Genomic DNA, 24,404 nt, shown 5'->3' with positions numbered 1-24,404 from the left:
CGAGCGCCCTCAGTCGCCGTCCTTCGGTGCCTTTTCCTGCGGCGCCTGCTCCTGCGGCGCCTTTTCCTGCGGCGCGATCACCGGCGCCAGCCGGGCCAGCAGCGCCAGCACCACCAGCGCAAGGGCGGTGGCCAGTGCCGCGATCTGCAGCAGCCCCATGCCGCAGGCCAGCCCGATGGCACCGGCGAGCCACATCCCCGCCCCGGTGGTGATGCCGCGCACCGCGCCGCGGCTGAACACGATCGAGCCCGCCGCGAGAAAGGCGACGCCGCTGGTCACCGCCTCGATCACCCGGAGCGGATCGGCGGTGACCCGGTCGTCGTCGCCCGGCATCACCATGATCTCGCCGGTCAGCACGGTGAAGAGCGCCGCCGCCAGCGCCACCAGGATATGCGTGCGCAGCCCGGCCGGGCGGGCCGCCCGCTCGCGCTCGAAACCGATCGCCGCGCCGCAGGCCATGGCGGCAAAGAGCCGGAGCGCGACCTCCATCATCCCGTGCGCGCGCAGGTCCGAGCCCGCGACATTGCCGAGCCAGTCCCAACTCGTGCCCATGGTGATTCCGCCCTCGGCCATCGCCGCGATGATCTGCACGCCGTCCTCCTCTCGGTTCGCTGCCGTCGCCGCCCGCATCTTTGGGAGCGGTTCCGCACGAGATATGGCGCGCCGGCGCCGCGGCCAGCGCCGCGCCCGGATCGGGCGGCGGCCGGGCCCCCTTGTGCTCCGGCCCCCGCCGGCGCTACGCCTTGTCTCCCACCTGCCGGAGCGCGAACCCTGACCGACCTCATCCTCAGCATCCAGGGCACCCCCGCCGGTGCCACCGCCGCGACGATTCTGGCGCTGATCTCGGCCGCCGCCCATGCCGCCTTCGGCGCGCTGCAGAAGGGCCGGCACGATCCCTGGCTGGCACGCGCCGCCATCGACCTCTCCTATTGCCTGATGGCGCTGCCCTTCGCGCTCTTCGTGTTCCCGCTGCCCGAGGGCCGGCTCTGGCTCGTGCTCGGCGGCGTGTTCTTCATCCACGCGCTCTACAAGTGGCTGATGGCGATGGCCTATTCGCGCGGCGCCTATACCGCGGTCTACCCCGTGGTGCGCGGCACCGGGCCGCTTGGCACGGTGGTGCTGGCCTGGCTCTTCTTCCACGAGAGCTTCCGGCCGCTGCAATGGGCCGGGGTGCTGCTGCTCTCCGGCGGGATCATGGGGCTGGCGCTGGTCAACATCGCGGCGATGGAGCATATCGGCCGGCGCACGCTGCGCGCGGCGCTGCTGATCGCCTTCGCCTCCGGGCTCACGGTCTCGGCCTATACCGCCTATGACGCCTTCGGCATCCGCCTCGCGCCCGACCCCTTCACCTTCCTCGCCTGGTTCTTCGTGATCGACGGGCTGCTGTTCCCGCTGCTGGCGATCCGGTGGTATGCGCGGATGCCCGAGCCGCCGCCGCTGCGGCCGCTGGCGCTGCGCGGCATGATCGGCGGGCTGATCGGTTTCGTCAGCTTCGGCGGGGTGATGCTGGCCACGCGGCTCGACAAGGTGGGCGAGGCGGCGGCGCTGCGCGAGACCTCGGTGATCTTCGCCGCGGTGATCGGCTGGGCGCTGCTCGGCGAGCGCATCGGCTGGGCGCGGGCCGGGCTGATGGGCGCCATCGCCCTCGGCGCGGTGCTGGTCGAGACCGGCTGACCGGCGCGCCGGCGGGCCCGGCAGCGCAGGGCGCGGCACGCCGAGAGATAGGCTGACAACCCGCGCCGCAGGGGTTAGCCTCTCCGCGCCGGAGGACATGACCGGCCAGGCGCAGGGAGAGGCAGGTGCTCGAGGGGCTCGGCAACTGGCTGGCGACCGATCTGGTCCGCGCGATGGGCAACCTCGCCATGCTGGCGCTGGTGGTCGGCATCGCGATGCGCTTCGTCTCCTATCGCCAGTTCGAGGCGGTGTTCGAATGGCTGCGGGCCCGCGTCACCGGCCCGGACCGGCCGGACGAGATCGCCCGTGCCGTGGTCGCCCGCCAGCCGACGCCCTCGGGCGAGCTGGTCGAGGGCACCGGGCTCTGGATCAGCGGGCCGGTGCACCGGCCGGAGCGCTACGAGAGCCGGGTGCGCGGCGCCAGGGTGCTGGCGGTCGGCAATCTCAAGGGCGGCGTCGGCAAGACCACCGTCACCGCCAACCTTGCCGCCTATCTCGCCGGCTGGCTCGAGAAGCCGGTGCTGGTGGTGGATCTCGATTTCCAGGGCTCGCTCTCCTCGCTGGCGGTGCGCGGGGCGGGCTGGCTGCCGACACCGGGGCGCGACAGCCTCGCCACGCGGCTCATCAGCGGCGACGTGGCCGGCGCCAGGCTGATCGGCCAGACCCTGCCCGCCGCCGGGCGGAGCGAGGCCGAGCTGGCCGGGCTGCGCGTGGTGCCGGCCTATTACGAGCTCGCCCAGGCGGAGAACCGGATCACCGTCGAATGGCTGCTCTCCGACCGCACGCTGCCGGGGAACGATGTCCGCTACACGCTGGCCCGGGTGCTGCACGACCCGGCCGTGACCGAGCATTACGGCGCCGTGCTGCTCGACTGTCCGCCCCGGCTGACGGTGGCGCATATCCAGGCGCTGGCGGCGGCGAGCCACCTGCTGATCCCGACGATCTTCGACAAGATGTCGGCCGAGGCGGTGGTGGCCTATGCCTTCGAGGTGGAGAACCTGCGGCGCCGGATCTGCCCGCACCTGGCCTATCTCGGGGTGGTCGGCTCGGTCTGGAACGGCGACCGCAACCTTACCGAGCGCAACATGTATCTCGAGGTGCAGGACCGGCTGCGCCGCCCGCAGATCGAGGGCGGGCTCGGCGGCCGGCTCGAGGTGCTGCCGCAGGAGTGCTTCCTGCGCGATCTGGTGTGGTTCAAGAGCGAGAACATCGCCTATGCGACCCAGCCCTACACGCCGCAGACCGAGAAGGCCTGGGGCCCGGTGGAGGCGCTCGGCGCCCATGTGATCGAGAGGATGGAGCTCGGATGACGGCGGCGGAGCTGGCGGCGCTGCTGCGCGATCTCGGCGCGGCGATCGGAAGCGCGGGGCCCTGGGCGGCGCTCGCGCCGCTGGCCGAGGGGCTGGAGGCGCGCGGCCCGGCGGCGGCGAAGGAGGCCTGCGCCGAGCTTGCCCGGCTTCCCGCGCCGGCCGGCGGAGGCGCGGGCGCGGCGGCGCTGGGCGCCGGGATCGGCGGGCTCGCGGCGGCGCTCGGGCCGCATCTGAAACCGGCGGTGCGGGCCGATCTCCAGGCGCTTGCGCAGGCGCTCGCCGGCCATGGCGCGGCAGATGCGGCGGCGCTGGCCGCGGCCTTTTCCGGCGCCGCAGGTTCCGGCGCCGCGGGCAGGCCCGCCGCGGCCGGCGGGGCAGCCCCTGCGGCGGCGCCCGGCGAGGCGCAGGGCGCCGCCGATCACGTCGCCGCGCTCACCGCGGCGCTCGGCGATCCGGCGGCCTTCCCGCCGGCGCTCGCCGCGCTCGAGGCCGCGTCGGGCCGGGGCGGCGGGCTGAAGGCGGCCGATCTCGCGGCCATCGCCGCGGCGGTGCTCGGCCGCCCGGCGGGCAGGGGACGGGCCGAGGCGCTCGCGGCGCTCCGCAAGGCGCATGACGACCGCCGCGAGGCCCGCGCCCGGGTCGCCGCGCGCAGCGGCCGCTCGGCCGGCTGAGCCCCGCCGCCGGCCGCGGCACGAAGACCGCAGGGGTTGCATGGCGACGGGCTGACAGCGCCGCGCAAACGGAGTATCCCGGCTGCATGAGTTCACAGACCATCAATCCCTGGCTCAAGCTCGCGCTCGAGATCGGGCCGCTCGCCGTCTTCTTCCTGTCGTTCCGCTATGGTGCGGAGATCCTGGCCATGCCCGGGGTCGCCGAGGCGCTTGCGGTGATCACCGGGCCCAAGGTGCTGGCCGGGCAGACCGGGCCGCTCTTCGTCGCCACCGCGACCTTCATGGTGGCGATCGCGGTGTCGCTCACGGTGTCCTGGGTGGCGACCCGCCGGCTGCCGCGGATGGCGGTGGTGACCGGCATCGTCGTCGCGGTGTTCGGCACGCTGACGCTGGTGCTGCAGGACGAGACCTTCATCAAGATGAAGCCGACCGTGGTGAACGGGCTCTTCGCCCTGATCCTCGGCTTCGGGCTGCTGCAGGGGCGGTCCTATCTGAAATACCTGCTCGGGGAGACCATGCCGCTCGACGACCGCGGCTGGATGATCTTCACCTGGCGCTGGGCCGGGTTCTTCGTGCTCCTCGCGGTGCTCAACGAGGTGATCTGGCGCACGCAGTCCGACGCCTTCTGGGTGAGCTTCAAGACCTTCGGCAACCTGCCGCTCACGATCCTCTTCATGGCGCTGCAGTTCCCGCTGCTGAAGCGGCACATGATCGAGGAGGAGGGCACCGACCGGGCCTGATCGTTTCGGATGCGGCCGCCGATGCCGCGCCGATTCGCCGGCCCGCCATGTGCTGCCCCGCCGGCGCCGCTCTGGCCCAACCGCCTGTGGGTGCCGCCGCCGCTGGCCGAGGCCGGGCGCGGCTGCCGCGAACGGGGGGCGCCGGCGTCTCTGCGGCGGCAGCGGTCATCGAGCGCAATCTCACCGGCACAGGGCTCCCGGCGGCGCCGGTGGGCGAGGCGACGAATGGGTCGCCGAGGTGGTCTCCGTCGGCAGGTGCGCCGGGATGCTGGTCTGCCGAGAGCGGCTGCGGGCTGCATGCGTGGTTGGGAGACCTGCCCGCACCCGGCAGGCCGAGGGCCGGCGGCGCACCGGCGGGACGGCCGGCCGATCCTGCTGATCGCCCGCGATGACAGTAGGTGCGCTGGGGCACGGGTCTGCCACGAGGCCGCGGCCTGGAGCGGTGGCGAATCGCTGAGCGTGCTGCCCCCGCCGGAATGACCGGATGCCGGCGGCTGGCGGGACGGCACCCTGCCGGCGCCGGCCCCGCCGTCCCGAACGCCCCGAACGCATCACGCCTCCGCATCGAGCCGGCGCATCGGCCCGGCCCCGGCGGGCAAGGCCGGCGCGCCGGTGGTTTCAGGCGGGGGGCAGGGGGGCGGCGGTCTCGCCCGGCGCCGCGGCGAGCAGCGGGCCGATGCCCCGCCGCGGGCCGCCGATCTCGCCGGCCACCAGCGCTGCCAGCACCGTCGGCATCGGCCAGACCTGCGAGAGCGGCGCCAGCAGCCGGTCGCGCAGCCAGGGCAGCACCCGGCTCTCGGACTGGTAGGCCGGGGTGAAGGCCCAGCTTGCCGCGGTGTAGAGCCCGACATGGAGCCGCCGCCAGCGGGCATAGGCCGCCAGCGCCGCGTCGGGGCCGGCGGTGCCCGCCACCGCCGCTGCCAGCGCTGCCGCGTCGAGCAGCGCCATGTTGGCGCCCTGGCCGAGCTGCGGGCTCGCCGCGTGGTGGCTGTCGCCGAGATGGGCGATGCGCCCGCTCACCGGGCGCCCGAGCGTGCGGTGGCGATAGCGCGCGAAGGTGATGTCGGCATGGCTCTCGACCGCCTCGAGCAGCGGCGCGGCCTCGGGGAAATCGGCGCGGAAGGCGTCGCGCCAGGCCGCCAGCGGGGCGGCGCACCAGGCGGCGTGATCGGCGGCCCGGAGGCTCCAGAACAGCGTGATCCGCGGCTCCGGGTCGCCCGGCCGCGTGCCCACCGGGAGCACCCCGGCCATGCGCCGCGCGGCGTGGTAGCGCTGCTCCAGCCGGTCGGGCGGCAGCACCGAGCCCGCCGCCGGCACCAGGCACCAGAGCGCGCCGAAGGGCAGCAGCCGCCCGGGCCGCGGGCAGAGCGGCGAGTTGGCGCCGAGGCAGTCGAGCACCAGGTCGAACGGCCCGAGCCGCTCCGCCCCGGCCAGCAGCACCGGCTCGGGGCCGGGCTCCGCCCCGGTGATCTCGTGGCCGGGTGCGAGCCGCACCCCCGCCGCCTCGGCCGCCGCGAGCAGCACCGCGAACAGCGCCGCGCGCTGGCAGGCATGGCCGGCGAGGCCCCGGCGCAGCGAGGCATAGCGGACATCGAGCACCATGCGCCCGTCGCCGGTGCGCCGCCCGAGCAGCCGTGTCACCCGTGCGGCGTGGTCGCGCAGCGCGGCGCCGGCGCCGAGGGCGTCGAGCACCGCCATGCCGACGGGCTGCACCATGAGCCCGGAGCCCACCGGGGCCGGGGCGTCGAACCGGTCGTAGAGGGTGACGTGATGGCCGGCGCGGGCGAGGAAGGCGCCGGCCGAGAGGCCGGCGATGCCGGCCCCCGCGATGCCGATCCTGAGCCGCCGGTCCGGGCCGCGCGCCATGACCCGGCGCCCGCGGCCTAGTCGGCGCCGGCGGCGGCCGCGGCCTCGATCGCCGGCAGGATCCGCTTGCTGACATCGCCGGCCTGGATCGGGCCGACATGGCGGTAGACGATGTTGCCCCCGGCATCCACCACATAGGTCTCGGGCACGCCGTAGACGCCCCAGTCGATGCCGACGCGGCCGCTCTCGTCGACGCCGATCCGGGTATAGGGATTGCCGAGCTCGGCGAGGAAGCCGGCGGCGTTCTCCGGCTGGTCCTTGTAGTTGATGCCGTGGACGGTGTGACCCTCCGCGGCGAGCGCCTCGATCCAGGGATGCTCGGCGCGGCAGGGCACGCACCAGCTCGCCCAGATGTTCACCAGCTTGACCCCGCCGCCGACGAGATCGGCCCTGGCCAGCCCCGGGCCGCCATCGAGGCCGGGCAGGTCGAACTCCGGTGCCGGCTTGTCGATCAGCGCCGAGGGCAGCACGTCGGCATCCTCGCGCCCGAGACCGAGCAGGAAGGTGGAGAGCACCGCGAAGGCGCCGAGCAGCGGCACCAGCATCCAGGGGCGGAAGCCGCCCTTGGCCGCCCCGCCGGGCGCCTCGCTGCCGGTCGTCGCCGGGCCGGCCGCCCGTGTGGTCTCGGTCTCGCTCATCGGTGCCGGTCCTTCTCCGCGGTTTCGAGCTCGGCGCGCGCCCGCGCATTGGCCCGCCAGCTCGACCAGATCAGCCAGCCGAGGATTGCCGCGCTCGCGCCATAGGCGGCGAGCACATAGAGCGCATAGGGGTCGGCGCCGCTCATGCCGGCACCGCCTCGAGGCGCAGCGCCCGGGCCCGCCGCCGGCGGATCTCGGTGCGCGCGCGCATCACCAGCAGCGCGGCGAACAGCGCGTAGAAGGCGGCCATCGAGAGATAGAGCGGCAGGCGGAAGGCGTCGTCCATGCGCTGCCCCTCGGCCAGCGACAGCGAGGCGCCCTGGTGCAGCGTCGCCCAGAAGTTCACCGCATAGCGCGACAGGAAGGCGAAGACCACGCCGACGAGGCAGACCACCGCCGAGAGGTCATAGGCCTTCTCGGTGTCCTCCACCGTCTCCCAGAGCGCGATGTAGCCGAGATAGAAGAAGAACATCACCAGCACCGCGGTGAGCCGCGCATCCCAGACCCACCAGGTGCCCCACATCGGCTGGCCCCAGACCGCCCCGGTGATCAGCGCCACCGCGGTGAAGGCCGCGCCGACCGGCGCCGCCGCCTTGGCCACCAGGAAGGAGACATGGTGCCGCCGGATCAGCCCGATCACCGAGGCCAGCGCCATCACCGCATAGGTGTTGATCGCGAGCATCGCCGCCGGCACGTGGATGAACAGGATCTTGACCGTCGAGCCCTGCTGGTAGTCGTCGGGCGTGGCGAACAGCCCCCAGCCGAGGGCGACGGCCATCAGCGCCCCCGCCGCCACCCAGAGGGGCGCGAGCAGATGGCTCGTGAGCCGCATGAACTCCGCCGGGTTCGCATAGCGCCAGATCGACATGTCGGGCAGATAGGCCAGCCCCGCGCGCGAGGCAAGCATTCCCGCGGCCGGCGGGGTGCGGCCCCTTGGCCGGCGCGATCACCTTGCGTTGATGCGCAGCGCGAAGGCGGCGGCGAAGGGCGCGAAGGCGGCGGCGAAGAGGGTGAGCGCCGCGGTCAGCCCGAGCGCCGGCCAGGGGTCGAGCGCCAGCACCGCGTTCTCCGCCGCGCGGGCCCCGAAGATCAGCGTCGGGATGTAGAGCGGCAGCACCAGGATCGAGAGCAGCAGCCCGCCGCGGCGCACCCCCACCGTCACCGCCGCGCCGACCGCGCCGAGCAGCGAGAGCGCCGGGGTGCCGAGCGCCAGCGCCGCGGTCAGCGCCGGCAGCGCGGCGGCGGGAAGCTGCAGCATCAGCCCGAGCAGCGGCGCCACCACCGTCATCGGCAGGCCGGTGGTCAGCCAGTGCGCCAGCGCCTTGGCCAGCACCACCTGCTCGAGCGCCACGGGCGCCAGCATCAGCTGCTCCAGCGTGCCGTCCTCGTGGTCGGCCTGGAACAGCCGGTCGAGGCTCAGCAGCACCGCCAGCAGCGCCGAGATCCAGATCACCCCGGCCGCGATCCGCGCCAGCGTCTGCGGCTCGCGGCCGACGCCGAGCGGGATCAGCACCACCGCCAGCACGAAGAAGGCGACCGCGATGGCGCCGCCGCCGCCGAGGCGGAGCGCCAGCCGGATGTCGCGCGCCAGCAGCGCCGAGAGGGCGGGACGGCTCACCAGCGGCCCTCCAGGAAGGGGTCGGCCGAGCGCGCCGGGGCGGCCTCCGCCGGCGGCGCCAGGGTCAGCGTGCCGAGCCCGGGCAGGCCGAGCTCGATATGGGTCGCCACCAGCGCCGCGCCGCCGCGGGCGATATGCGCGCCGATCAGCTCCGCCACCAGCCGGGCCGAGGCGGTGTCGAGCGAGACGGTGGGCTCGTCGAGCAGCCAGAGCGGCCGGTCGATCACCAGCAGCCGGGCCAGCCCGAGGCGCCGGCGCTGCCCGGCCGAGCACTCCGCCGCCGGGCGTCCGGCGATCCGCTCGAGCCCGAAGCGGGCGAGCGCCGCCGCCGCGCGCGCCGCCCCGGTGCCGTGCAGCCCGGCCCAGAGCCCGAGATTGTCCGCCACCGTCAGCGCCGGCTTCACCGCGTCGAGATGGCCGGCGAAGGCGATGCGCTCCTGGAACGCGGCGCGGTCCGCCGCCAGCGAGACCGGCCCGTGCATGGCGGTGCCCTCGGCCATCGGCAGGAAGCCCGCGAGCAGCCGCAGCAGGGTCGACTTGCCGACCCCGTTCGGCCCCTTCAGCGCCAGCGCCTCGCCGGGCGCCAGCCGGAACGAGAGCCCGGAGAGCACCCGCCGCCCGGCGCGGTCGCAGCCGAGCCCCTCGACCGCGAGCGCATCGCCCCAGCCTTCGCCCCGGCCCCCGCCCGCGTTCCGGCCTTCGCCCCCGCCTTCGCCCCGCGGCGCGCTCACGCCGCCTCCGCCGCTTCGGCCATGGTCAGCGCCGGCCAGCCATGCGCCGCGCGGAGCCGGACCGCCTCGGCGAGGATGCGGTCGAGCACCGCGAAATTGGCCTCCGCATTGGCGCCGAAATTATGCGGGTGGAACCAGAGGTGGAAGATCTCGCCGGCCGTCGCCGCCGCCCGCATGGCGCCGAGGATGCGCCCCATGCGCAGCCCCTCCAGCGGCGCGAGGCGCCGCGACCAGGGCCGCAGGAAGCGGCTCGCAGGGATGTCGACCAGCCCGGCCACCCGCCGCGGCCGGTGCCCGTGCCGCCCGCTGATGTTCACGTAGGAATCCGCCAGCCGCCCGGCGCGCTTGGCGAGGCTCTCGGTGCTGGCCGCCTCGGCGCGGTAGAAGCGGTGATCCTCGTTGCCGCGGAAGATCCCGATGCCGGCCTCGCGGCAGGCCGCCAGCCCCTCGGCGCAGACCTGGTTGCGCGGGAACACGATGCTGCGCAGCCGGATGCCCTCGGCCGCCGCCGCCGCCCGCGCCGCCGCGAGATCCGCCGCGAAGGCCGCGCGCGTCGCCCCGGGCTCGAGGCAGTAGAAATGCGAGAAGCTGTGCGTCGCGATCTCCTGCCCCGGCGCGGCGGCGATCTCGCGGATCAGCGACAGGCCGAAGTGATAGGGGTCCGCCGCCTCGCTGGCGCCGACCCGGTCGAGATCGCCATAGGGCGAGAGCCGCGGATCGGCATAGCCGGGGCGCAGCGTGGGCAGGGCGTCCATCAGGTCGTCGCGGCGCGCGAAGAACAGCATGCCGACGGTGGCCCAGGTGCAGCGGATGCCGCTGGCGGCAAAGCGCTCCAGGAGCCGCGGGATGGCGGCCCGCGCGCCGAGCAGGTTGGGGCCGTAATCCGCGAGGCTGCGGCTGTCGCGCACGCCCCACATCAGCTCGAAATCGAGGCTGAGGACGAAACCCCCGCGGGCGGTCTGGTCAGCCATGGGCGCTCCCGCTTGCCACACATCGCCCTGCCATAGCGCAACCACATGCGAGCGCAACCCGGCAGGCAGCGCCGGGATCGCCGATTTCGCGCGGGGAGGAAAGTTCGGTTTGCGGATCGGTTGAGCCCTGATACTCTCCGCGGGAGTTGTGTTCAGGTCTGGATGGCGTTGCGATGTCTCGAAGGATGCTTGTGGCGGCGGCTGTGGGGCTCGGTCTGTCGACCGGCGCATGGGCCATGCCAGTGAACGATCTGATCGTTGACGCGATCTTCGTCGGCCCCGGCCCCGGCTCGATCGCTGGCACCACGAGCGGCGCGACAGTCGACAGCGGTGCGCCGCTCTCCGGGACCTCGGTCACAGCCCCCGGCGTCTGGTACGGCCTGTTTGGCACCGGCGATGTCATCACGCTGGATACCTGCACGGGCACGACCTACGATTCGAAGATCAGCGTCTATTCCGACTATATGGGGAGTCTCTCCGGCCTGACCGCGGAGGGTGGCAACGATGATCACTGCGGGCTGCAGTCCAGCGTCGATTTTTCATCGGCGGCCGGCAAGGAATACTGGATCCTCGTGCATGGCTTCGGATCCGCTTCGGGTAATTTCACGCTCACCTATTCCGGTGCCGGAGACGCGGATGTGCCGCTGCCGGCCCCCGCCCTGCTCCTGCTGACCGGCCTCGGCGCGCTGGCGTTCCTCCGTCGCACCGCACCGCGGGTCTGAGCGCCGCGCAGGCTCCCGCACGGGGCCCCCGCCCGGCCCCATCCCATGCGACCACGCGTCCCTTGCACGGCGCGGGAAGAAAAACTTAATACCCCTTTAGAAAATCTTTCCGCGACGCTTCGTGCGCTCGTGGCATGGAGAGATTTGGCCTAGCCTTCGCGCAACCCCACGCTACTCAGGAGACGCCGCCATGACCATAACCGTCGGACACGACAGCAGCCAGACCCGCCGTGAGCTCTCCGCCGGTGGCGCCACCGTCGCCTACTACTCGATCGCCGCGGCCGAGGAGGCCGGGCTCGGCGAATTCTCCCGCCTGCCGGCGGTGCTGAAGGTGCTGCTGGAGAACATGCTGCGCTTCGAGGACGGGCTCACGGTCACGCAGGACGACATCCGCGCCTTCGGCGAGTGGGGCAGGGCCGGCGGCAGGAACACCCGCGAGATCGCCTATCGCCCGGCCCGCGTGCTGCTGCAGGACTTCACCGGCGTGCCGGCGGTGGTCGACCTCGCCGCGATGCGCGACGCGATCATCGCCCTCGGCGGCGACCCGGAGAAGATCAACCCGCTGAACCCGGTCGACCTGGTGATCGACCACTCGGTGATGGTCGACGAGTTCGGCAACCCGCGCGCCTTCCAGCTCAATGTCGAGCGCGAGTACCAGCGCAACCAGGAGCGCTACGAGTTCCTGAAATGGGGCCAGAAGGCCTTCGAGAACTTCCGCGTGGTGCCGCCGGGCACCGGCATCTGCCACCAGGTCAACCTCGAATACCTTTCCCAGACGGTCTGGACCGACAAGGACCAGGACGGCAAGCAGGTGGCCTATCCCGACACCCTCGTCGGCACCGACAGCCACACCACCATGGTCAACGGCATGGGCGTGCTGGGCTGGGGCGTCGGCGGCATCGAGGCCGAGGCGGCGATGCTCGGCCAGCCGGTCTCGATGCTGATCCCCGAGGTGATCGGCTTCGAGCTGACCGGCGCGCTGAAGGAAGGCGTGACCGCGACCGATCTCGTGCTCACCGTCACCCAGATGCTGCGCGCCAAGGGCGTGGTCGGCAAGTTCGTCGAGTTCTACGGCTCGGGGCTCGACCACCTGCCGCTGGCCGACCGCGCGACGATCGGCAACATGGCGCCGGAATACGGCGCGACCTGCGGCTTCTTCCCGGTCGATGACGAGACGCTGCGCTATCTGCGCGTCTCCGGCCGCGAGGAGGACCGGATCGCCCTCGTCGAGGCCTATGCCAAGGCCAACGGCTTCTGGCGCGGGGCCGATTACGCGCCGATCTACACCGATACGCTGAGCCTCGACATGGGCGAGGTCGAGCCCTCGCTGGCCGGGCCGAAGCGGCCACAGGACCGGGTGCGGCTCTCCGAGGCGGCGGCCAAGTTCCGCAACGTGGTGGCGGACTATCGCGGCATCGACATCTCGCGCGACGCGCAGGACATGGCGGCCGAGGGCCCGGCGCCGGGCGGCGCCGTGGACCCGCGCAAGTCGGCCCTGGTCGAGGGCGCGGATTACGAGGTCCGCGACGGCTCGGTGGTGATCGCCGCGATCACCTCCTGCACCAACACCTCGAACCCCTATGTGATGATGGCCGCCGGCCTCGTCGCCAAGAAGGCCAACGCCCTCGGCCTGAAGCGCAAGCCCTGGGTCAAGACCTCGCTGGCGCCGGGCTCGCAGGTGGTCTCGGACTATCTCGAGAAGGCCGGGCTGCAGGACGATCTCGACGCCCTCGGCTTCAACCTGGTGGGCTATGGCTGCACCACCTGCATCGGCAACTCGGGCCCGCTGCCGGAGGAGATCTCCAAGGCGGTGAACACCGGCGACCTGGTGGCCTGCTCGGTGCTCTCGGGCAACCGCAACTTCGAGGGCCGGGTGAACCCCGACGTGCGGGCGAACTACCTCGCCTCGCCGCCGCTCTGCGTCGCCTATGCCATCGCCGGCGACATGAGCGTCGATCTCACGCGCGAGCCGATCGCCAAGGACAAGGACGGCAACGACGTCTACCTGAAGGACATCTGGCCGACCGCCAAAGAGGTCGCCGAGCTGGTCGAGCAGACCGTGACCCGCGAGGCCTTCCGCTCGAAGTATGCCGATGTCTTCAAGGGCGACGAGCGCTGGGCGGCGATCGAGACCACCGAGAGCCTCACCTATGACTGGCCGGGCACCAGCACCTATGTGCAGAACCCGCCCTATTTCGAGGGCATGGGCCACGAGCCCGGCACCATCGACGACGTGACCGGCGCCCGCATCCTCGCGATCCTCGGCGATTCGGTGACCACCGACCACATCTCGCCGGCCGGCTCGTTCAAGGACAGCACCCCGGCCGGGCGCTACCTCGTGGAGCACCAGGTGCCGGCGCGGGAGTTCAACTCCTACGGCTCGCGCCGCGGCAACCACCAGGTGATGATGCGCGGCACCTTCGCCAACATCCGCATCCGCAACGAGATGCTCGACGGCGTCGAGGGCGGCTACACCAAGGGGCCGGACGGCTCGGAGATGGCGATCTACGACGCCGCCATGGCCTACAAGGCGCAGGGCGTGCCGCTGGTGGTGGTGGCGGGCCGCGAATACGGCACCGGCTCCTCGCGCGACTGGGCCGCCAAGGGCACCGCGCTGCTCGGCATCCGCGCGGTGATCGCCGAGAGCTTCGAGCGCATCCACCGCTCCAACCTGGTGGGCATGGGGGTGATCCCGCTCGAGTTCACCGGCGGCGAGACGCGCGCCTCGCTCGGCCTCACCGGCGACGAGACGATCAGCGTCGAGGGCCTCTCGGGCGATCTCACCCCGCGCCAGAAGGTGCGCTGCACGATCGGCTATGCCGACGGCACCTCGAAGGAGATCGAGCTGCTCTGCCGGATCGATACCGAGGTCGAGAAGACCTATGTCGAGAACGGCGGCGTGCTGCACTACGTGCTGCGCAACCTCGCCCGCGCCGCCTGATCGCAGGCCCGCCACCGAAACGCAGCGGCCCCGCATTGCGGGGCCGTTCGCGTTTGTGGGCCCTGTCTCCTTCCTGAAACCGCTGCGCCCCGGTCGCCGGAGGCAGCGCCCGCCGCCGGTCGCGGCGCGAAGCGCCGGCCTGGCGGCGCAGGTCTGGCGGGCGGTTTCCGGCCGCTCGGAACCCTTGTTCCGCCCGAACCCCGCGCCCGGAGGTTCGGTCCGAACCTGCCGCCGGGAAGTTCCGCCGGGCCCGCGCCGTTGCGGAGGTTCGCGGCGCAGGGCCGCTCCGAACCTCCCGCCCGAACTTTCCTGCGGCAGCGGCCGGCCGCGCCAGCCAGGCCCCCGCCGCGCCCCCGCCACACCGTGGCCGGCGGATGCTGCGGCGCGAAGTGTACTCATATGCGACGAATTTTCCAGTCTACACATCCTTGACGGATTTCTGTCACACTCATCGGACCGCTTCCCGCGGGGCCGTGCCGCAACGCACGCCGCGGCCGGGGCGCGAAGGACGACCACTGAGGCAATCGAGACCATGAAAGGACCGACAGAGCTTGAGCTGAAGCTGCGGGGCTACTCGCTGGCCACCGCCGAGATCCTCTACCGCATGCCGGATGCACGCGAGCTGCTCCAGACCTATGTCTGGCAGGACTACGATCTCGCCCCGAAATTTCCGCGCCTGAAGGCATTCCTCGCATTCTGGGACCGCGAGCTGGAAGGGCCGATCCACACCGTGACGCTCTGCCATTCCTCCCTCGTGCGGCCGCAGGAATTCCGCTATGGCGGCCATGAACTGAGGCTCAACTAGACCGGAGCACCCCCCGCCGGCACATCCGCGCAACGGACACCGTTCCGTGCACGGCTGTGCCGGCCACGTCGCGGGGCTTTCCACGTCACGGGGCTTTGAGTTGTGCCGCGGGCCGAGGCACGGCACTCTCGGCGCCATGATCCAGTTGCCCTCCCGCATCGCGGCGCTCCTCGTCGCCGCCCTTCTCGGTGCCGCCGCCGTTGCCGCCCCCGCTGCTGCCGGCGAGCGCCCGCCCGTGATGGTCGAGCTCTATACCAGCCAGGGCTGCAATTCCTGCCCACCGGCCGATGCCGCGCTCGGCCGGATGGCGGCGCGCGAGGATCTCGTCGCGCTCGCCTTCCATGTCGACTACTGGGACTATCTCGGCTGGCGCGACACCTTCGCCCGGCCCGACCACACCGAGCGCCAGTTTGCCTATCGCACGGCGCTCAGGGCGCGCATGGTCTACACGCCGCAGGTGATCGTGCAGGGCCGCAGCCATGCCGTGGGCAGCCACGAGGCGGAGGTCGCCGGGCTGATCGAGGCGGCGCAGGCAGCGCAGGCGGCGGCGATGCCGGCCGAGCTGGCGCTCGAGCCGGGCCGGGCCGGGGGCGGGCTCACCGCCCGGCTCGAACCCGCCCCGGGCGGCGGCAATGCCGGCCCGGCGCGGCTCTGGCTCGCGGTCTACGACCGCTCGCGCGAGGTCGATATCGGCCGGGGCGAGAACGGCGGCAAGCGGATCACCTATCACAACATCGTCCGCGAGCTGCGCGCCCTGCTCGACTGGGACGGCGCCAGCGCCGAGGAGGTGACGGTGCCGATGCCGCCGGCGGGGCAGGGCGTCGCGGTCTGGCTGCAGCGCGCGGGGCCGGGGGCGATCCTCTGCGTCGCGAAATACGAGAGCTGAGCCGGGTCTCAGTCGCGCCGCGAGCGCCGGGTCGAGCGCCAGCGCCGGTGGAACCAGAACCACTGCCCCGGCTCGGCCTCGACCCAGGCGCCGATGCGGCGGTTGACCTCGGCCATCGCGTCCTGCGGGCGGGCCGCCGCCACCGGCGGCTCGAACACCGCCCGGAAGCGCCGCGCCGCCACCTCGCGCCGCCCCACCGCCGGGATCAGCGCCGCGCCGGTGCGCCGCGCCAGCTCGGCGGCCGTGGTCATGGTCTCCGCCGGCTGGCCGAGGAAGTCGATGAAGGGCGCCCCGGAATTGCGCTGGTCGACGAGGATCATCACCGCGCCGCCGCGCTTCAGATGCGCGATCAGCTCGCGCAGCCCGGCCGGGCCCTTCTGCAGCACCGGCTCCCCGGCGAGCGGGATCAGCCCCATGGTGAACCGGTCGAGATAGCGGTTGTTGAAGGCGCGGTAGATGATGCCGCAGTCGTGCCCGGCGCGGCGGGCGGCGATGCGCACCGCCTCCCAGTTGCCGTAATGCGCGGTCACCAGCACCGCGCCGCGCCCGGATGCCAGCGTCTCGCGCAGATGCGCGATCCCCTCGACCTCGATCTCGGCGGTGCCGACCAGCCGGTCGAGCCGCCCGTATTCCAGCATCAGGCGCATGAAGCTGCGCCCGGCATCGCGCAGGATCGCGCGGCGCTCGGCGGCGCTGCGCTCCGGCCAGACATGGGCGAGGTTGTCCTCGGCGCGGCGCCGGAAGCCCGGCACCAGCAGCGCCACCCAGCCGCCGAGCGGGGCGAGCAGGTTGGACAGCGTCCAGGTGCCGATCGGCCAGGTGACCCAGCGCAGCCCCAGCGCCAGGGAGAACAGCACCCACTCCCCGGCACGCACCGAGAAGCGGTCGCGGGCATGCACATAGGCGACCCGCCCGGTCTCCCCCGCCGCCGTCTGCGAGGCGCGCCGCGGGCGCCGGCCGCCGGGGCCGCGCCGCGTCGGCCCGCCATTGCCGTTGCCGTTGCCGCCCCGCTTGCTGCTGTGCTTGCCGCCCTGCTTGCCGTTGCCGCTCATGTCCGCCGCCAGCCCCTGGTGAGCGCGCGGAACCGCGCCGCCAGCAGCACCGTGGCCACCAGGCAGCTCAGGATGATCGCCTGCACGAGGCCGCGCTCGTCGGTGCCGAAGATCTCAACCATCGCCCAGCCGAGCGGCATCAGCACCACCACGAAGGCGAGCCCGTAGACCGCGATCGCCACCCAGGCATCGCCGAGCGCCCGCACCGCCTGGCCGAGCACCACCTGGCAGGCATCCGGCACGAAGACCAGGGCGGAGAACACGAACAGCCCCGCCGCGCGCGCCTGCAGGGCCGGATCGTCGGTATAGACCGGGGCGATCTCGTGCCGCCAGAACCAGACCGCGAGGCCGAGCGTGCCCATCACCGCCACGGTGGCGCCGAAGCCGGCCCAGCCGGCGAAGGCCGCCTCCGCCAGGCGCCCGCGGCCGACCTCGTGGCCGACCCGCACCCCGGTGGCGATGCTGAGCCCGAGCCCGACCATGAACAGCATCGAGACCAGGTTGTGCGAGATCGAATAGGCGTCGAGCGCGGCGAGCGAGATCTGCCCGGCGAGGAAGGTCATCGCCGCGAAGCCCATGGTCTCGAGCCCGTTGCCGATGCCGGCGGAGAGCCCGAGCTTGCGCATCGTCGCGCCGGCGCGCCAGCCGCCCGGGCCCCAGACGGTGTCCCACGGCCCGCGCACGCCGCGGGCATGGGCGTGGCGCTGCAGCAGGATGAAGCCGACCATCGCGCCGGCGGCGGCGACGCGCGCCGCGGTGGAGGCCCAGGCCGCGCCCACCGGGCCGAGCTCCGGCATGCCGAGATGGCCCCAGATCAGCACCCAGTTGAGGAAGGCGTTGATCAGGTTCGCCCCGACCATCACGCCGAGCGCGAAATGCGGCCGCCGCGTGCCCTCGAGATAGAAGGCCGAGATCGCGAAGACGACCTGCGCGCAGAGCCCCGGCGCCAGCGCGCGCGCCACCGCGCCGCCCTCCGCCGCCAGCCGCGGCTCCTGCCCGAAGGCGGACAGGATCGTCTCGCTGTGCCAGACCACCCAGGCCGCCAGCAGCGAGATCACCCCGCCCCAGACCATCGCGCGGCACCAGGCATGGCCGGCCTCGCGCATGTCGCCGGCGCCATGCGCCCGCGCCACCACCGCCACCAGCCCGGTGCAGAGCCCGATCGCCATCACCAGCATCGGGATGAACACCGCGAGCCCGAGATTGGCGATGCCGACCGCGCCGGGGGCATAGCGCCCGAGCATGGCGATGTCGGCGAAGGCCATCACCAGGATCCCGGCGCGCGACAGCATCACCGGCCAGGCCAGCCGCATCAGGTCGCCCAGATGCCAGGCCAGGCGGGCGGCGAAGGGGGTCTCGGCGCTGACATCCCGGGGGGTCGTGGGCGGTGGCATGGAAGGGCTCGGCGGCAGGCTGCGGGGGAGGGCTCAGCGGGCGGGGCGCGCGCTGGGCACCTTGCGGATCCTCTCCCTATGCCAGACATAGAGCCCGGCGCAAATGATCACGCCGGCGCCGACCAGCGTCGCGGTGTCCGGGAACTCGCCGAACACGATCCAGCCGAGCGCGATCGCCCAGACCATCTGCGTGTAGCTGAACGGCGCCAGCAGCGAGGCCGGCGCCTGCGACAGCGCCCAGACCAGGCAGAGATGGCCGACGAAGCCGATGCAGCCGATCACCAGCAGGAAGGGCAGGAAGCGGGTCTCCGGGGTCTCCCAGACGAACGGCATGGCCAGGCTCGCCGCGATGCTGCCGATCAGGGTGGTGTAGAGCATCGTCGTCCAGATGCTGTCGCTGCCCGACATCGCCCGCGTCGCCACCTGGAAGCCGGCGAGGCAGCAGGCCGCCATCACCACCAGGAGCGACGCCGGCTGGAACACCCCGAGCCCCGGGCGCAGGATGATCAGCGCGCCGATCAGCCCGACCACCACGCCGGCCCAGCGCCGCGGCCCGACCTGCTCGCGCAGCACCAGCGCCGCGAGGATGGTGATCAGCAGCGGCGCCATCTCCATCAGCGCGTTGGCCTCCGCCAGCGGCAGCACGCTGAGCCCGGTGAAGAACAGCGAGGTGGCGGCGAAGAGCAGCACCGAGCGCAGCAGCTGGATCCGGATGTTGGAGGTGCGCAGAACCTGGCCGAGCCGCGGCAGGAAGATCGCCACCAGCAGCAGCGTCTGCCCGGTATAGCGCGCCCAGACCACCTGCATCGGCGGCATGTGCCCGGACAGGTACTTCGCCATGGTGTCCATGCAGATGAACAGGAACATCGCGGTGACGATGCCGAGCGCGCCGCGGGTCTCGGGGGCCAGGGCGTCCGCCCCGGCGCGCAGCCGTGCGATCATGGGGCGTCCGGGGTCTTGGGCAGGCCGGTGCCGATCATCGCGTCGCGGGTGACGAGCGCCGCCAGCGCCGCCTCGTCGAGCCCCTCGGTGCCGGCGGGGCGGGCCGGCAGCACGAGATAGCGCATGTCGGCGGTCGAATCATGCACGCGCACCGCCATGCCCTCGGGCAGGGTGACGCCGAACTCGGCCAGCACCGCCCGCGGCTCCTTCACCGTGCGCGCGCGGTAGGCGCGCGACTTGTACCAGTCCGGCGGCAGGCCGAGCAGGTTGCGCGGGTAGCAGGAGCAGAGCGTGCAGACCACCATGTTGTGGGCCTCGGCGGTGTTCTCGACCACCACCAGCTTCAGCGCATCCACCTCGATGCCCATCTCGCGGCAGGCGGCGGAGCCGTCGGCCAGCAGCCGGGCGCGGAAGCCGGGATCGGCCCAGGCGCGGGCCACCACGCGGGCGCCGAGGGCCGGGCTGCGGGCATCCATCCGCTCGATCTGCGCGGCGATCTCCTCTGCCGTCGCGACGCCCTTCTCGATCAGCAGCTCGCGCACCGCGATCTCCATGCGCTGCCAGTAGGTCAGCGGCACGTCGTCGTCCCTGCGATAGGGATGGCCCGAGGGGCTCAGCGGCCCGTGCCCGTGCCCGTGGTCATGATCGTGGTGGTCATGCGGCATCGCCGGTCTCCATGGGCTCGAGCCAGTGTTCGAAGATCTCGGCATCGAGGGTGTCGGCGGGCTGCTCGGCGCCCGGCCCCCAGAGCTCGGCCATGGTGAAGCGCACCCGGTAGAGCACCCGCGGCGGCTGCCCGTCGCGGTGATAGGCCAGTTCCTCGGGGTTGGCGAAGGCGCCGCAGATCCGCTCGATGCGGCCGGCGCGCCCGCGCAGATACCAGGGCGTGCGCAGATGCCCCGGCGCGTCGCCCGGCCGCACGCGGACCGCGGCGCCGGGGGCAAAGCGCGCCGCACCCGCCGGATAGGGCGGCGGGAAACCCGGCGGCGTGACCTCGGGCAGCGTCATTCTCCCGCCTCCCCGGCGGCGCCTGCCGGCAGCGGGGTGCGCGAGAAGAAGTCGAAGGGCGCGTCCTCGAGCGGCATGATGCGCGCGCCGCCGGCGCTGCGGATCACCCGCTTGCCCTGGTCCGGGAAGTCGACCGCCTCCGTCTCGGTGGTCTCGCCGCCCATCAGGCAGAGCAGCGGCTCGGCATCGCCCGGGTTGCGCACCGAATGCGCCTCGCCGCCGGCGGGAAAGGCCGCGAAGCCGCCCGGTCCGAGCCGGTGCAGCGCCGCGCCGATGCGGATCTCCGCGGTGCCGGAGAGCACGTAGACCCATTCCTCCTCGCGGTGGTGGCGATGGGTCGGGAAGGCCCGGCGCCCGGGCGCCACGCGCACCAGGTTGACCCCGGTGCGGGCAAGCCCGGTCAGGCGGGCGAGGCTGACGATCTCCGCCTCCGCCTCCGCGTCGAGCGGGTGGCCGAAGCGGAAGCCGCGGGTCTCCAGCTCCGCGGCCGGCCAGACATGGCGCTGCGTCGCCGGGGCGCTCATGCGCCGTCTCCCTGTGCCGCGCCATAGGTCTCGCCGCGCGCCGCGACCTCGGCCATGCGGGCGTTCAGCTCCTCGACGGTGAAGACGCCGGCCTCCACGAGGTTCTGCGTGATCGCCGCGATCCAGCGCTCGTAGTAGCTCAGGCGCTCGAAGGCGTCGGGACCCATGTCCTCGAGCGCCCGGCGCAGCCCGTCCACCGTGAAATGGCCCTTCGCCGAGGCGAGCACCATCAGCGCATCGACCCGCTTCTCCCAGAGCGCGTAGTCGTGCTCCGGCCCGGGTGCCGGGCCTGCGGCCGCCGCGCCGCCCATGTCGTGCCAGCGCCGGCCGGTCTCGTCGTGGTCATGTGACATGACCCGACGCTAGCGGCGCGGCCGCCGCCCCGCAAGCGGCCAAAGCCCGTTTGAACGCGGGCGCATAGCCGCTATGTTCGTTGCGGAGCCGCGCCAGAAGGCGCCAACAGGGAGGTTCCGATCATGCTGAGACTTTCCCGCATCACCGCCGCCGTTCTCGCCGCCGCCGCGCTGGCCGTCCCGTTCGCCTCCGGGCCCGCCGCGGCCGGCGAGACGCCTGCTCCCGAGGGCGCGTCGCTCTATTTCATCGGCCTCGCCGATGGCGATACCGTGCAGAACCCGGTCACCATCCGCTTCGGGCTCTCCGGCATGGGCGTGGCCCCCGCCGGCACCGAGAAGGAGCATACCGGGCACCACCACCTCATCATCGACGAGGCGATCGAGGGCGAGGAGCTCGACGAGCCGATCCCGTCGGACGAGAATCACCGCCATTTCGGCGGCGGGCAAACCGAGGTGACGCTGGAACTGCCGCCGGGCAGCCACACGCTGCAGCTCGTGCTCGGCGACTGGAGCCATATCCCGCACGACCCGCCGGTGATGTCGGAGCGGATCACGGTGACGGTGGAATAGGCTCCGGGTTCCGGGCTCCGGGCCGTCCCGACGCCGCAGCGGCGCGTTCCCGCCCGCCCACCCCGCGCCGCTCCGGCGTCGGGACGGCCCGGAGCAGGGCGGCGGCGCGTCTCGTGCGCGGCCGGGCCGGGGCGCGGGCTCAGCCGCGGCGGAACGCGGCGATCAGGTTGTTGGCCGGCATCCGGGTGATGTCCGGCGCTCCGAAGCCCGCCGCCGCGGCGAGCGCCGCCACCGCCTCGAGGTCGCGCACGCCCCAGCGCGGGTCGCGGGCGCGCAGCGAGGCGTCGAAGCTCTCGTTCGAGGGGGCGGTGTGCCGGCCGGCCTCGCGGAACGGGCCGTAGAGGATCAGCCGCCCGCCGGGCACCACCCGGGCACCGGCGCCGGCGACCAGCGCCTCGGCCACCGGCCAGGGCGCGATATGGATCACGTTGAGGCAGATCACGCCGGCGAGCGGCCCGGTCTCCGGCCAGCCGGCGGTGACGTCGAGGGCCAGCGGCGCGCGCAGATTGGCCAGCCCGGCGCCCGCGCGCCAGGCCGCGATGCTCGCCAGATGCAGCGGATCGGGATCGGAGGGCTGCCAGTCGAGCCCGGGGAAGGCGGCGGCCCAGTCGGCCGCGTGCTGGCCGGTGCCGGAGCCGACCTCGAGCACGGTACCCGAAAGCCCCGCCAGCAGCGGGGCCAGCGCGGCGCGGACCGGGGCCATGTTGCGCTCCGCCGCCGGGGCGGAGAGCCGCCCCTCGCCCGCCTCGACGCTCCGCGGATTGGAGCGGGGCGGCCCGACGGGCGGCGATGCGGTCATTTGGCGGGGGCGATGACCATGGTCATCTGCCGGCCCTCCATCTTGGGCACCGATTCGACCTTGCCCATCTCCTCGATGTCGCCGGCGACCCGCTGCAGCAGCGTCCGCCCGAGTTCCTGGTGCGCCATCTCGCGCCCGCGGAACCGCAGCGTCACCTTCACCTTGTCGCCCTCGCCGAGGAACTTGGACACCGAGCGCATCTTCACGTCATAGTCGTGCGTGTCGATGTTGGGCCGGAACTTGACCTCCTTGATCTCGGTGACCTTCTGTTTCTTCTTGGCCTCGGCAGCCTTCTTTTGCGTTTCGTACTTGAACTTGCCGAAATCCATGATCTTGCAGACGGGCGGGTTGGCGTTCGGCGAGATCTCCACGAGATCAAGCCCGGCCTCCGCTGCCATGTCCATGGCCTCGAGCGGGGTCACGACCCCGACATTGTCGCCGTTCTCGTCGATCAGGCGGATCTGCTGCGCGCGAACCGCCCGGTTCACACGAGGACCGGTATCGCGCGTCGGCGGGGCATTGTGCGGACGTCTGGCTATGGGTAACCTCCTTCTGTGGCACCGCTTGCGCGGCAATATGCAAAATGATCGGTATCAGGGCGCCCCCCGATCCGATCAGCAACCCCAATATAGCGAAAACATGGCGCGGCGGAAAGGTGCCAAGCGGCGGCTTCGGCGCGGGATCGTGCCGCGCCGGTCGCCCCGGCCCCGCGGCGCGGTCGCGGCGAGGCGGTCTCCGGCATGCTCCGCGGGGCGCGGCGCCGCGCTGCGGATGGCGGCGCGCGCCCGCCGCGCCCGACAGCCGCGCCGGCCGTCCGCGACAGCCGGCACGGCGCCCGGAGCTGGGGAGGCGGCGCCGGCATGCTGCGCTGCCACGACCCGCCTGGCACCGCGCGGCCGGGGCTGATGTCGGCACCGCTCGGCGTTCGGTGCGGCTGCGCGGCTGACACGGCGGCTCCGGCCCTTGCCGCCGCGCGAGCGGGCCGCGGCGGGACCGGGCGGCAGCGCGCGGGCCTCGCGGCCGGCACGGCGCCCGGGCCGCCGCCGCCGTGCCGGAGAGCGGGCCGCCCGCTCAGAGCAGATGGCCGGATTTCGCCGCCTTGGTCGCCAGATAGGCGCGGTTGTGCTCGCCCTCGCCGACCTTCAGCGGCACCCGCTCGGCCACATGCACGCCGCTGGCCTCCATCATCGCCACCTTGGCGGGGTTGTTGGTCATCAGCCGCACGCCGGAGAAGCCCATCGCCTTCAGGATCTCGGCGCCGAGGCGGAAGTCGCGCTCGTCGTCCTCGAAGCCGAGGCGGTGATTCGCCTCCACCGTGTCGAAGCCCTCGTCCTGCAACTGGTAGGCGCGCATCTTGTTGGCGAGCCCGATGCCACGGCCCTCCTGGTTCATGTAGAGCAGCACCCCGGCGCCCTCCGCCGCGATCTGCTCCATCGCCGCGTGCAGCTGCGGGCCGCAGTCGCATTTCAGCGAGCCCATCACGTCGCCGGTGAAGCAGGCCGAATGCAGCCGCGCCAGCACCGGCCCGGAGCGCTTCGGCGTGCCGACCTCGATGGCATAGTGCTCCTCGGCGCCGTCGTCCGGGCGGAACACGTGGCAGCGCCCGGCCTCGGCAAAGCGCGTCGGCACCCTTGCGGCGGAGACCGGCCGCATGGCGATGGCGGCATCCGCCGCCCGGTGCACGACCAGCTCGGAGAGCCGGGTCAGCCCCGCCTCGGCCGCGATCGCCGCCGGGCGCGCCGGGTCGGACCATGTGGCGACCACCGCCGCCGGCAGGATCCGCGCCTGCTTGGCGAGCAGCAGCGCCAGCGCATGCAGCTCCGCGGTGCCCTCGCGCCGGGTGCGGTAGGGGCCCTTCAGCGGGGTGGCGAGGTCGAGGCTCGGATCGGCGGTGGCGCGGATGAACCGGGCGTCGTCGAGCGGGCCGAGCGCCACCCGCGCCAGCGCCCCGTCATAGGCGCGCGCGCGCAGCGTCTCGGCGCGGCGATGCGAGATCGCGAGGTCGAGCGCATCGGGCGCCAGCGCGCGCAGCTCGGCCAGCCGCCGGTCGGTCACGGTCTCGGCCGCCAGCACCAGCGCGCCGCCGGACGCCCCGGTCAGCGCGATCGGCGCCCCGATCCGCAGATCCGCGCGCGCGCGGCTCACGATTTCCTCGACGCTCAGGCCCAGCGCCATCACCGCCTCCTCGA

27 protein-coding genes are annotated in these 24,404 nt (G+C 73.1%); 9 read left to right on the top strand and 18 right to left on the bottom strand.

Features of this window, described 5'->3' with window-relative positions:
• Positions 1-9: 9 nt before the first annotated feature.
• The gene (locus tag QSJ97_RS00650; RefSeq protein WP_285669539.1) at positions 10-591 is read right to left on the bottom strand and encodes an MgtC/SapB family protein; all 582 of its coding nucleotides are present in this window, start codon (positions 589-591) and stop codon (positions 10-12) included.
• A gap of 180 nt (positions 592-771) precedes the next feature.
• Between QSJ97_RS00650 and QSJ97_RS00645 the strand changes: the two genes are divergently transcribed.
• The 4 genes from QSJ97_RS00645 to QSJ97_RS00630 all read left to right on the top strand — a co-directional run bounded on the left by QSJ97_RS00645 (position 772) and on the right by QSJ97_RS00630 (position 4,395).
• Entirely contained in the window at positions 772-1,674 is a 903-nt protein-coding gene (locus QSJ97_RS00645; protein WP_285669651.1) for a DMT family transporter, read from the top strand.
• A gap of 125 nt (positions 1,675-1,799) precedes the next feature.
• Positions 1,800-2,984: a ParA family protein gene (locus tag QSJ97_RS00640; protein ID WP_285669538.1), complete on the top strand. Its 1,185-nt coding sequence runs from the start codon at positions 1,800-1,802 to the stop codon at positions 2,982-2,984.
• The gene (locus QSJ97_RS00635; protein WP_285669537.1) at positions 2,981-3,655 is read left to right on the top strand and encodes a hypothetical protein; all 675 of its coding nucleotides are present in this window, start codon (positions 2,981-2,983) and stop codon (positions 3,653-3,655) included. Before QSJ97_RS00640 ends, QSJ97_RS00635 begins: the two co-directional genes overlap by 4 nt.
• An 86-nt stretch (positions 3,656-3,741) precedes the next feature.
• Complete coding sequence (locus QSJ97_RS00630; protein ID WP_285669536.1) at positions 3,742-4,395, top strand: septation protein A; 654 nt, start codon at positions 3,742-3,744, stop codon at positions 4,393-4,395.
• Positions 4,396-5,013: 618 nt separating this feature from the next.
• On the opposite strand, the gene QSJ97_RS00625 is transcribed toward QSJ97_RS00630, so the two are convergent.
• From QSJ97_RS00625 to QSJ97_RS00595, 7 genes are all read right to left on the bottom strand, one after another.
• Entirely contained in the window at positions 5,014-6,261 is a 1,248-nt protein-coding gene (locus tag QSJ97_RS00625) for an FAD-dependent oxidoreductase (RefSeq protein ID WP_285669535.1), read from the bottom strand.
• Between the two features lie 17 nt (positions 6,262-6,278).
• The gene (locus QSJ97_RS00620) at positions 6,279-6,899 is read right to left on the bottom strand and encodes a DsbE family thiol:disulfide interchange protein (protein WP_352231041.1); all 621 of its coding nucleotides are present in this window, start codon (positions 6,897-6,899) and stop codon (positions 6,279-6,281) included.
• Complete coding sequence (gene ccmD, locus QSJ97_RS00615; protein WP_285669534.1) at positions 6,896-7,045, bottom strand: heme exporter protein CcmD; 150 nt, start codon at positions 7,043-7,045, stop codon at positions 6,896-6,898. The genes QSJ97_RS00620 and ccmD overlap by 4 nt, the downstream gene beginning before the upstream one ends.
• Complete coding sequence (gene ccmC, locus QSJ97_RS00610) at positions 7,042-7,767, bottom strand: heme ABC transporter permease CcmC (protein ID WP_285669648.1); 726 nt, start codon at positions 7,765-7,767, stop codon at positions 7,042-7,044. Before ccmC ends, ccmD begins: the two co-directional genes overlap by 4 nt.
• A gap of 78 nt (positions 7,768-7,845) precedes the next feature.
• Positions 7,846-8,517, bottom strand: coding sequence for a heme exporter protein CcmB (gene ccmB, locus QSJ97_RS00605; protein WP_285669533.1), 672 nt, complete (start codon positions 8,515-8,517; stop codon positions 7,846-7,848).
• A complete protein-coding gene (gene ccmA / locus QSJ97_RS00600; protein WP_285669531.1) occupies positions 8,514-9,248 on the bottom strand; it encodes a heme ABC exporter ATP-binding protein CcmA in 735 nt (244 codons plus the stop codon). The genes ccmB and ccmA overlap by 4 nt, the downstream gene beginning before the upstream one ends.
• Entirely contained in the window at positions 9,245-10,219 is a 975-nt protein-coding gene (locus tag QSJ97_RS00595; protein ID WP_285669530.1) for a polysaccharide deacetylase family protein, read from the bottom strand. Before QSJ97_RS00595 ends, ccmA begins: the two co-directional genes overlap by 4 nt.
• Positions 10,220-10,461: 242 nt before the next feature.
• Here QSJ97_RS00595 and QSJ97_RS00590 point away from each other — a divergent pair, with 242 nt between their 5' ends.
• The 4 genes from QSJ97_RS00590 to QSJ97_RS00575 all read left to right on the top strand — a co-directional run bounded on the left by QSJ97_RS00590 (position 10,462) and on the right by QSJ97_RS00575 (position 15,573).
• Positions 10,462-10,941 carry a VPLPA-CTERM sorting domain-containing protein gene (locus QSJ97_RS00590; RefSeq protein WP_285669529.1) on the top strand — a complete coding sequence of 160 codons (480 nt, stop codon included), beginning with the start codon at positions 10,462-10,464 and terminating at the stop codon, positions 10,939-10,941.
• Positions 10,942-11,131: 190 nt separating this feature from the next.
• The gene (gene acnA / locus QSJ97_RS00585) at positions 11,132-13,882 is read left to right on the top strand and encodes an aconitate hydratase AcnA (protein WP_285669528.1); all 2,751 of its coding nucleotides are present in this window, start codon (positions 11,132-11,134) and stop codon (positions 13,880-13,882) included.
• A gap of 532 nt (positions 13,883-14,414) precedes the next feature.
• Positions 14,415-14,687, top strand: a complete 273-nt coding sequence (locus QSJ97_RS00580) for an usg protein (RefSeq protein ID WP_285669527.1) — start codon at positions 14,415-14,417, stop codon at positions 14,685-14,687.
• A gap of 136 nt (positions 14,688-14,823) precedes the next feature.
• Positions 14,824-15,573 (top strand): DUF1223 domain-containing protein, encoded by a 750-nt coding sequence (locus QSJ97_RS00575; protein ID WP_285669526.1) that lies wholly within the window; start codon positions 14,824-14,826, stop codon positions 15,571-15,573.
• 8 nt (positions 15,574-15,581) lie between these two features.
• Here QSJ97_RS00575 and QSJ97_RS00570 read toward each other — a convergent pair whose 3' ends face one another.
• Genes QSJ97_RS00570 through QSJ97_RS00540 form a run of 7 tightly spaced genes read right to left on the bottom strand, consistent with a single transcriptional unit; the run spans position 15,582 to position 20,846 of the window.
• Complete coding sequence (locus QSJ97_RS00570; protein ID WP_285669525.1) at positions 15,582-16,625, bottom strand: lysophospholipid acyltransferase family protein; 1,044 nt, start codon at positions 16,623-16,625, stop codon at positions 15,582-15,584.
• Positions 16,622-18,019 carry an MATE family efflux transporter gene (locus tag QSJ97_RS00565; protein ID WP_285669524.1) on the bottom strand — a complete coding sequence of 466 codons (1,398 nt, stop codon included), beginning with the start codon at positions 18,017-18,019 and terminating at the stop codon, positions 16,622-16,624. Before QSJ97_RS00565 ends, QSJ97_RS00570 begins: the two co-directional genes overlap by 4 nt.
• A gap of 33 nt (positions 18,020-18,052) precedes the next feature.
• Complete coding sequence (locus QSJ97_RS00560) at positions 18,053-18,961, bottom strand: DMT family transporter (RefSeq protein WP_285669523.1); 909 nt, start codon at positions 18,959-18,961, stop codon at positions 18,053-18,055.
• A complete protein-coding gene (gene nthA, locus QSJ97_RS00555) occupies positions 18,958-19,626 on the bottom strand; it encodes a nitrile hydratase subunit alpha (protein WP_285669522.1) in 669 nt (222 codons plus the stop codon). Before nthA ends, QSJ97_RS00560 begins: the two co-directional genes overlap by 4 nt.
• Positions 19,616-19,969 (bottom strand): SH3-like domain-containing protein, encoded by a 354-nt coding sequence (locus tag QSJ97_RS00550; RefSeq protein WP_285669521.1) that lies wholly within the window; start codon positions 19,967-19,969, stop codon positions 19,616-19,618. Before QSJ97_RS00550 ends, nthA begins: the two co-directional genes overlap by 11 nt.
• Positions 19,966-20,493 carry a cupin domain-containing protein gene (locus QSJ97_RS00545; protein ID WP_285669520.1) on the bottom strand — a complete coding sequence of 176 codons (528 nt, stop codon included), beginning with the start codon at positions 20,491-20,493 and terminating at the stop codon, positions 19,966-19,968. The genes QSJ97_RS00550 and QSJ97_RS00545 overlap by 4 nt, the downstream gene beginning before the upstream one ends.
• Complete coding sequence (locus tag QSJ97_RS00540) at positions 20,490-20,846, bottom strand: SH3-like domain-containing protein (RefSeq protein WP_285669519.1); 357 nt, start codon at positions 20,844-20,846, stop codon at positions 20,490-20,492. Before QSJ97_RS00540 ends, QSJ97_RS00545 begins: the two co-directional genes overlap by 4 nt.
• Positions 20,847-20,969: 123 nt before the next feature.
• Here QSJ97_RS00540 and QSJ97_RS00535 point away from each other — a divergent pair, with 123 nt between their 5' ends.
• Positions 20,970-21,416, top strand: coding sequence for a DUF4399 domain-containing protein (locus QSJ97_RS00535; RefSeq protein WP_285669518.1), 447 nt, complete (start codon positions 20,970-20,972; stop codon positions 21,414-21,416).
• Between the two features lie 139 nt (positions 21,417-21,555).
• Here QSJ97_RS00535 and QSJ97_RS00530 read toward each other — a convergent pair whose 3' ends face one another.
• The 3 genes from QSJ97_RS00530 to ribA form a co-directional block, all read right to left on the bottom strand.
• A complete protein-coding gene (locus tag QSJ97_RS00530; protein WP_285669517.1) occupies positions 21,556-22,215 on the bottom strand; it encodes a DUF938 domain-containing protein in 660 nt (219 codons plus the stop codon).
• Complete coding sequence (infC, locus tag QSJ97_RS00525) at positions 22,212-22,703, bottom strand: translation initiation factor IF-3 (RefSeq protein ID WP_285669516.1); 492 nt, start codon at positions 22,701-22,703, stop codon at positions 22,212-22,214. The genes QSJ97_RS00530 and infC overlap by 4 nt, the downstream gene beginning before the upstream one ends.
• A gap of 583 nt (positions 22,704-23,286) precedes the next feature.
• A complete protein-coding gene (gene ribA / locus QSJ97_RS00520) occupies positions 23,287-24,390 on the bottom strand; it encodes a GTP cyclohydrolase II (protein ID WP_285669515.1) in 1,104 nt (367 codons plus the stop codon).
• Between the last annotated feature and the right edge of the window lie 14 nt (positions 24,391-24,404).

This window comes from Paralimibaculum aggregatum (assembly GCF_030270585.1).
In the GTDB taxonomy this organism is placed as follows: Bacteria; Pseudomonadota; Alphaproteobacteria; order Rhodobacterales; family Rhodobacteraceae; genus Thermohalobaculum; species Thermohalobaculum aggregatum.
Note: the sequence above shows the minus strand (reverse complement) of the source record. Positions and strands in the feature narration are given on the sequence as shown.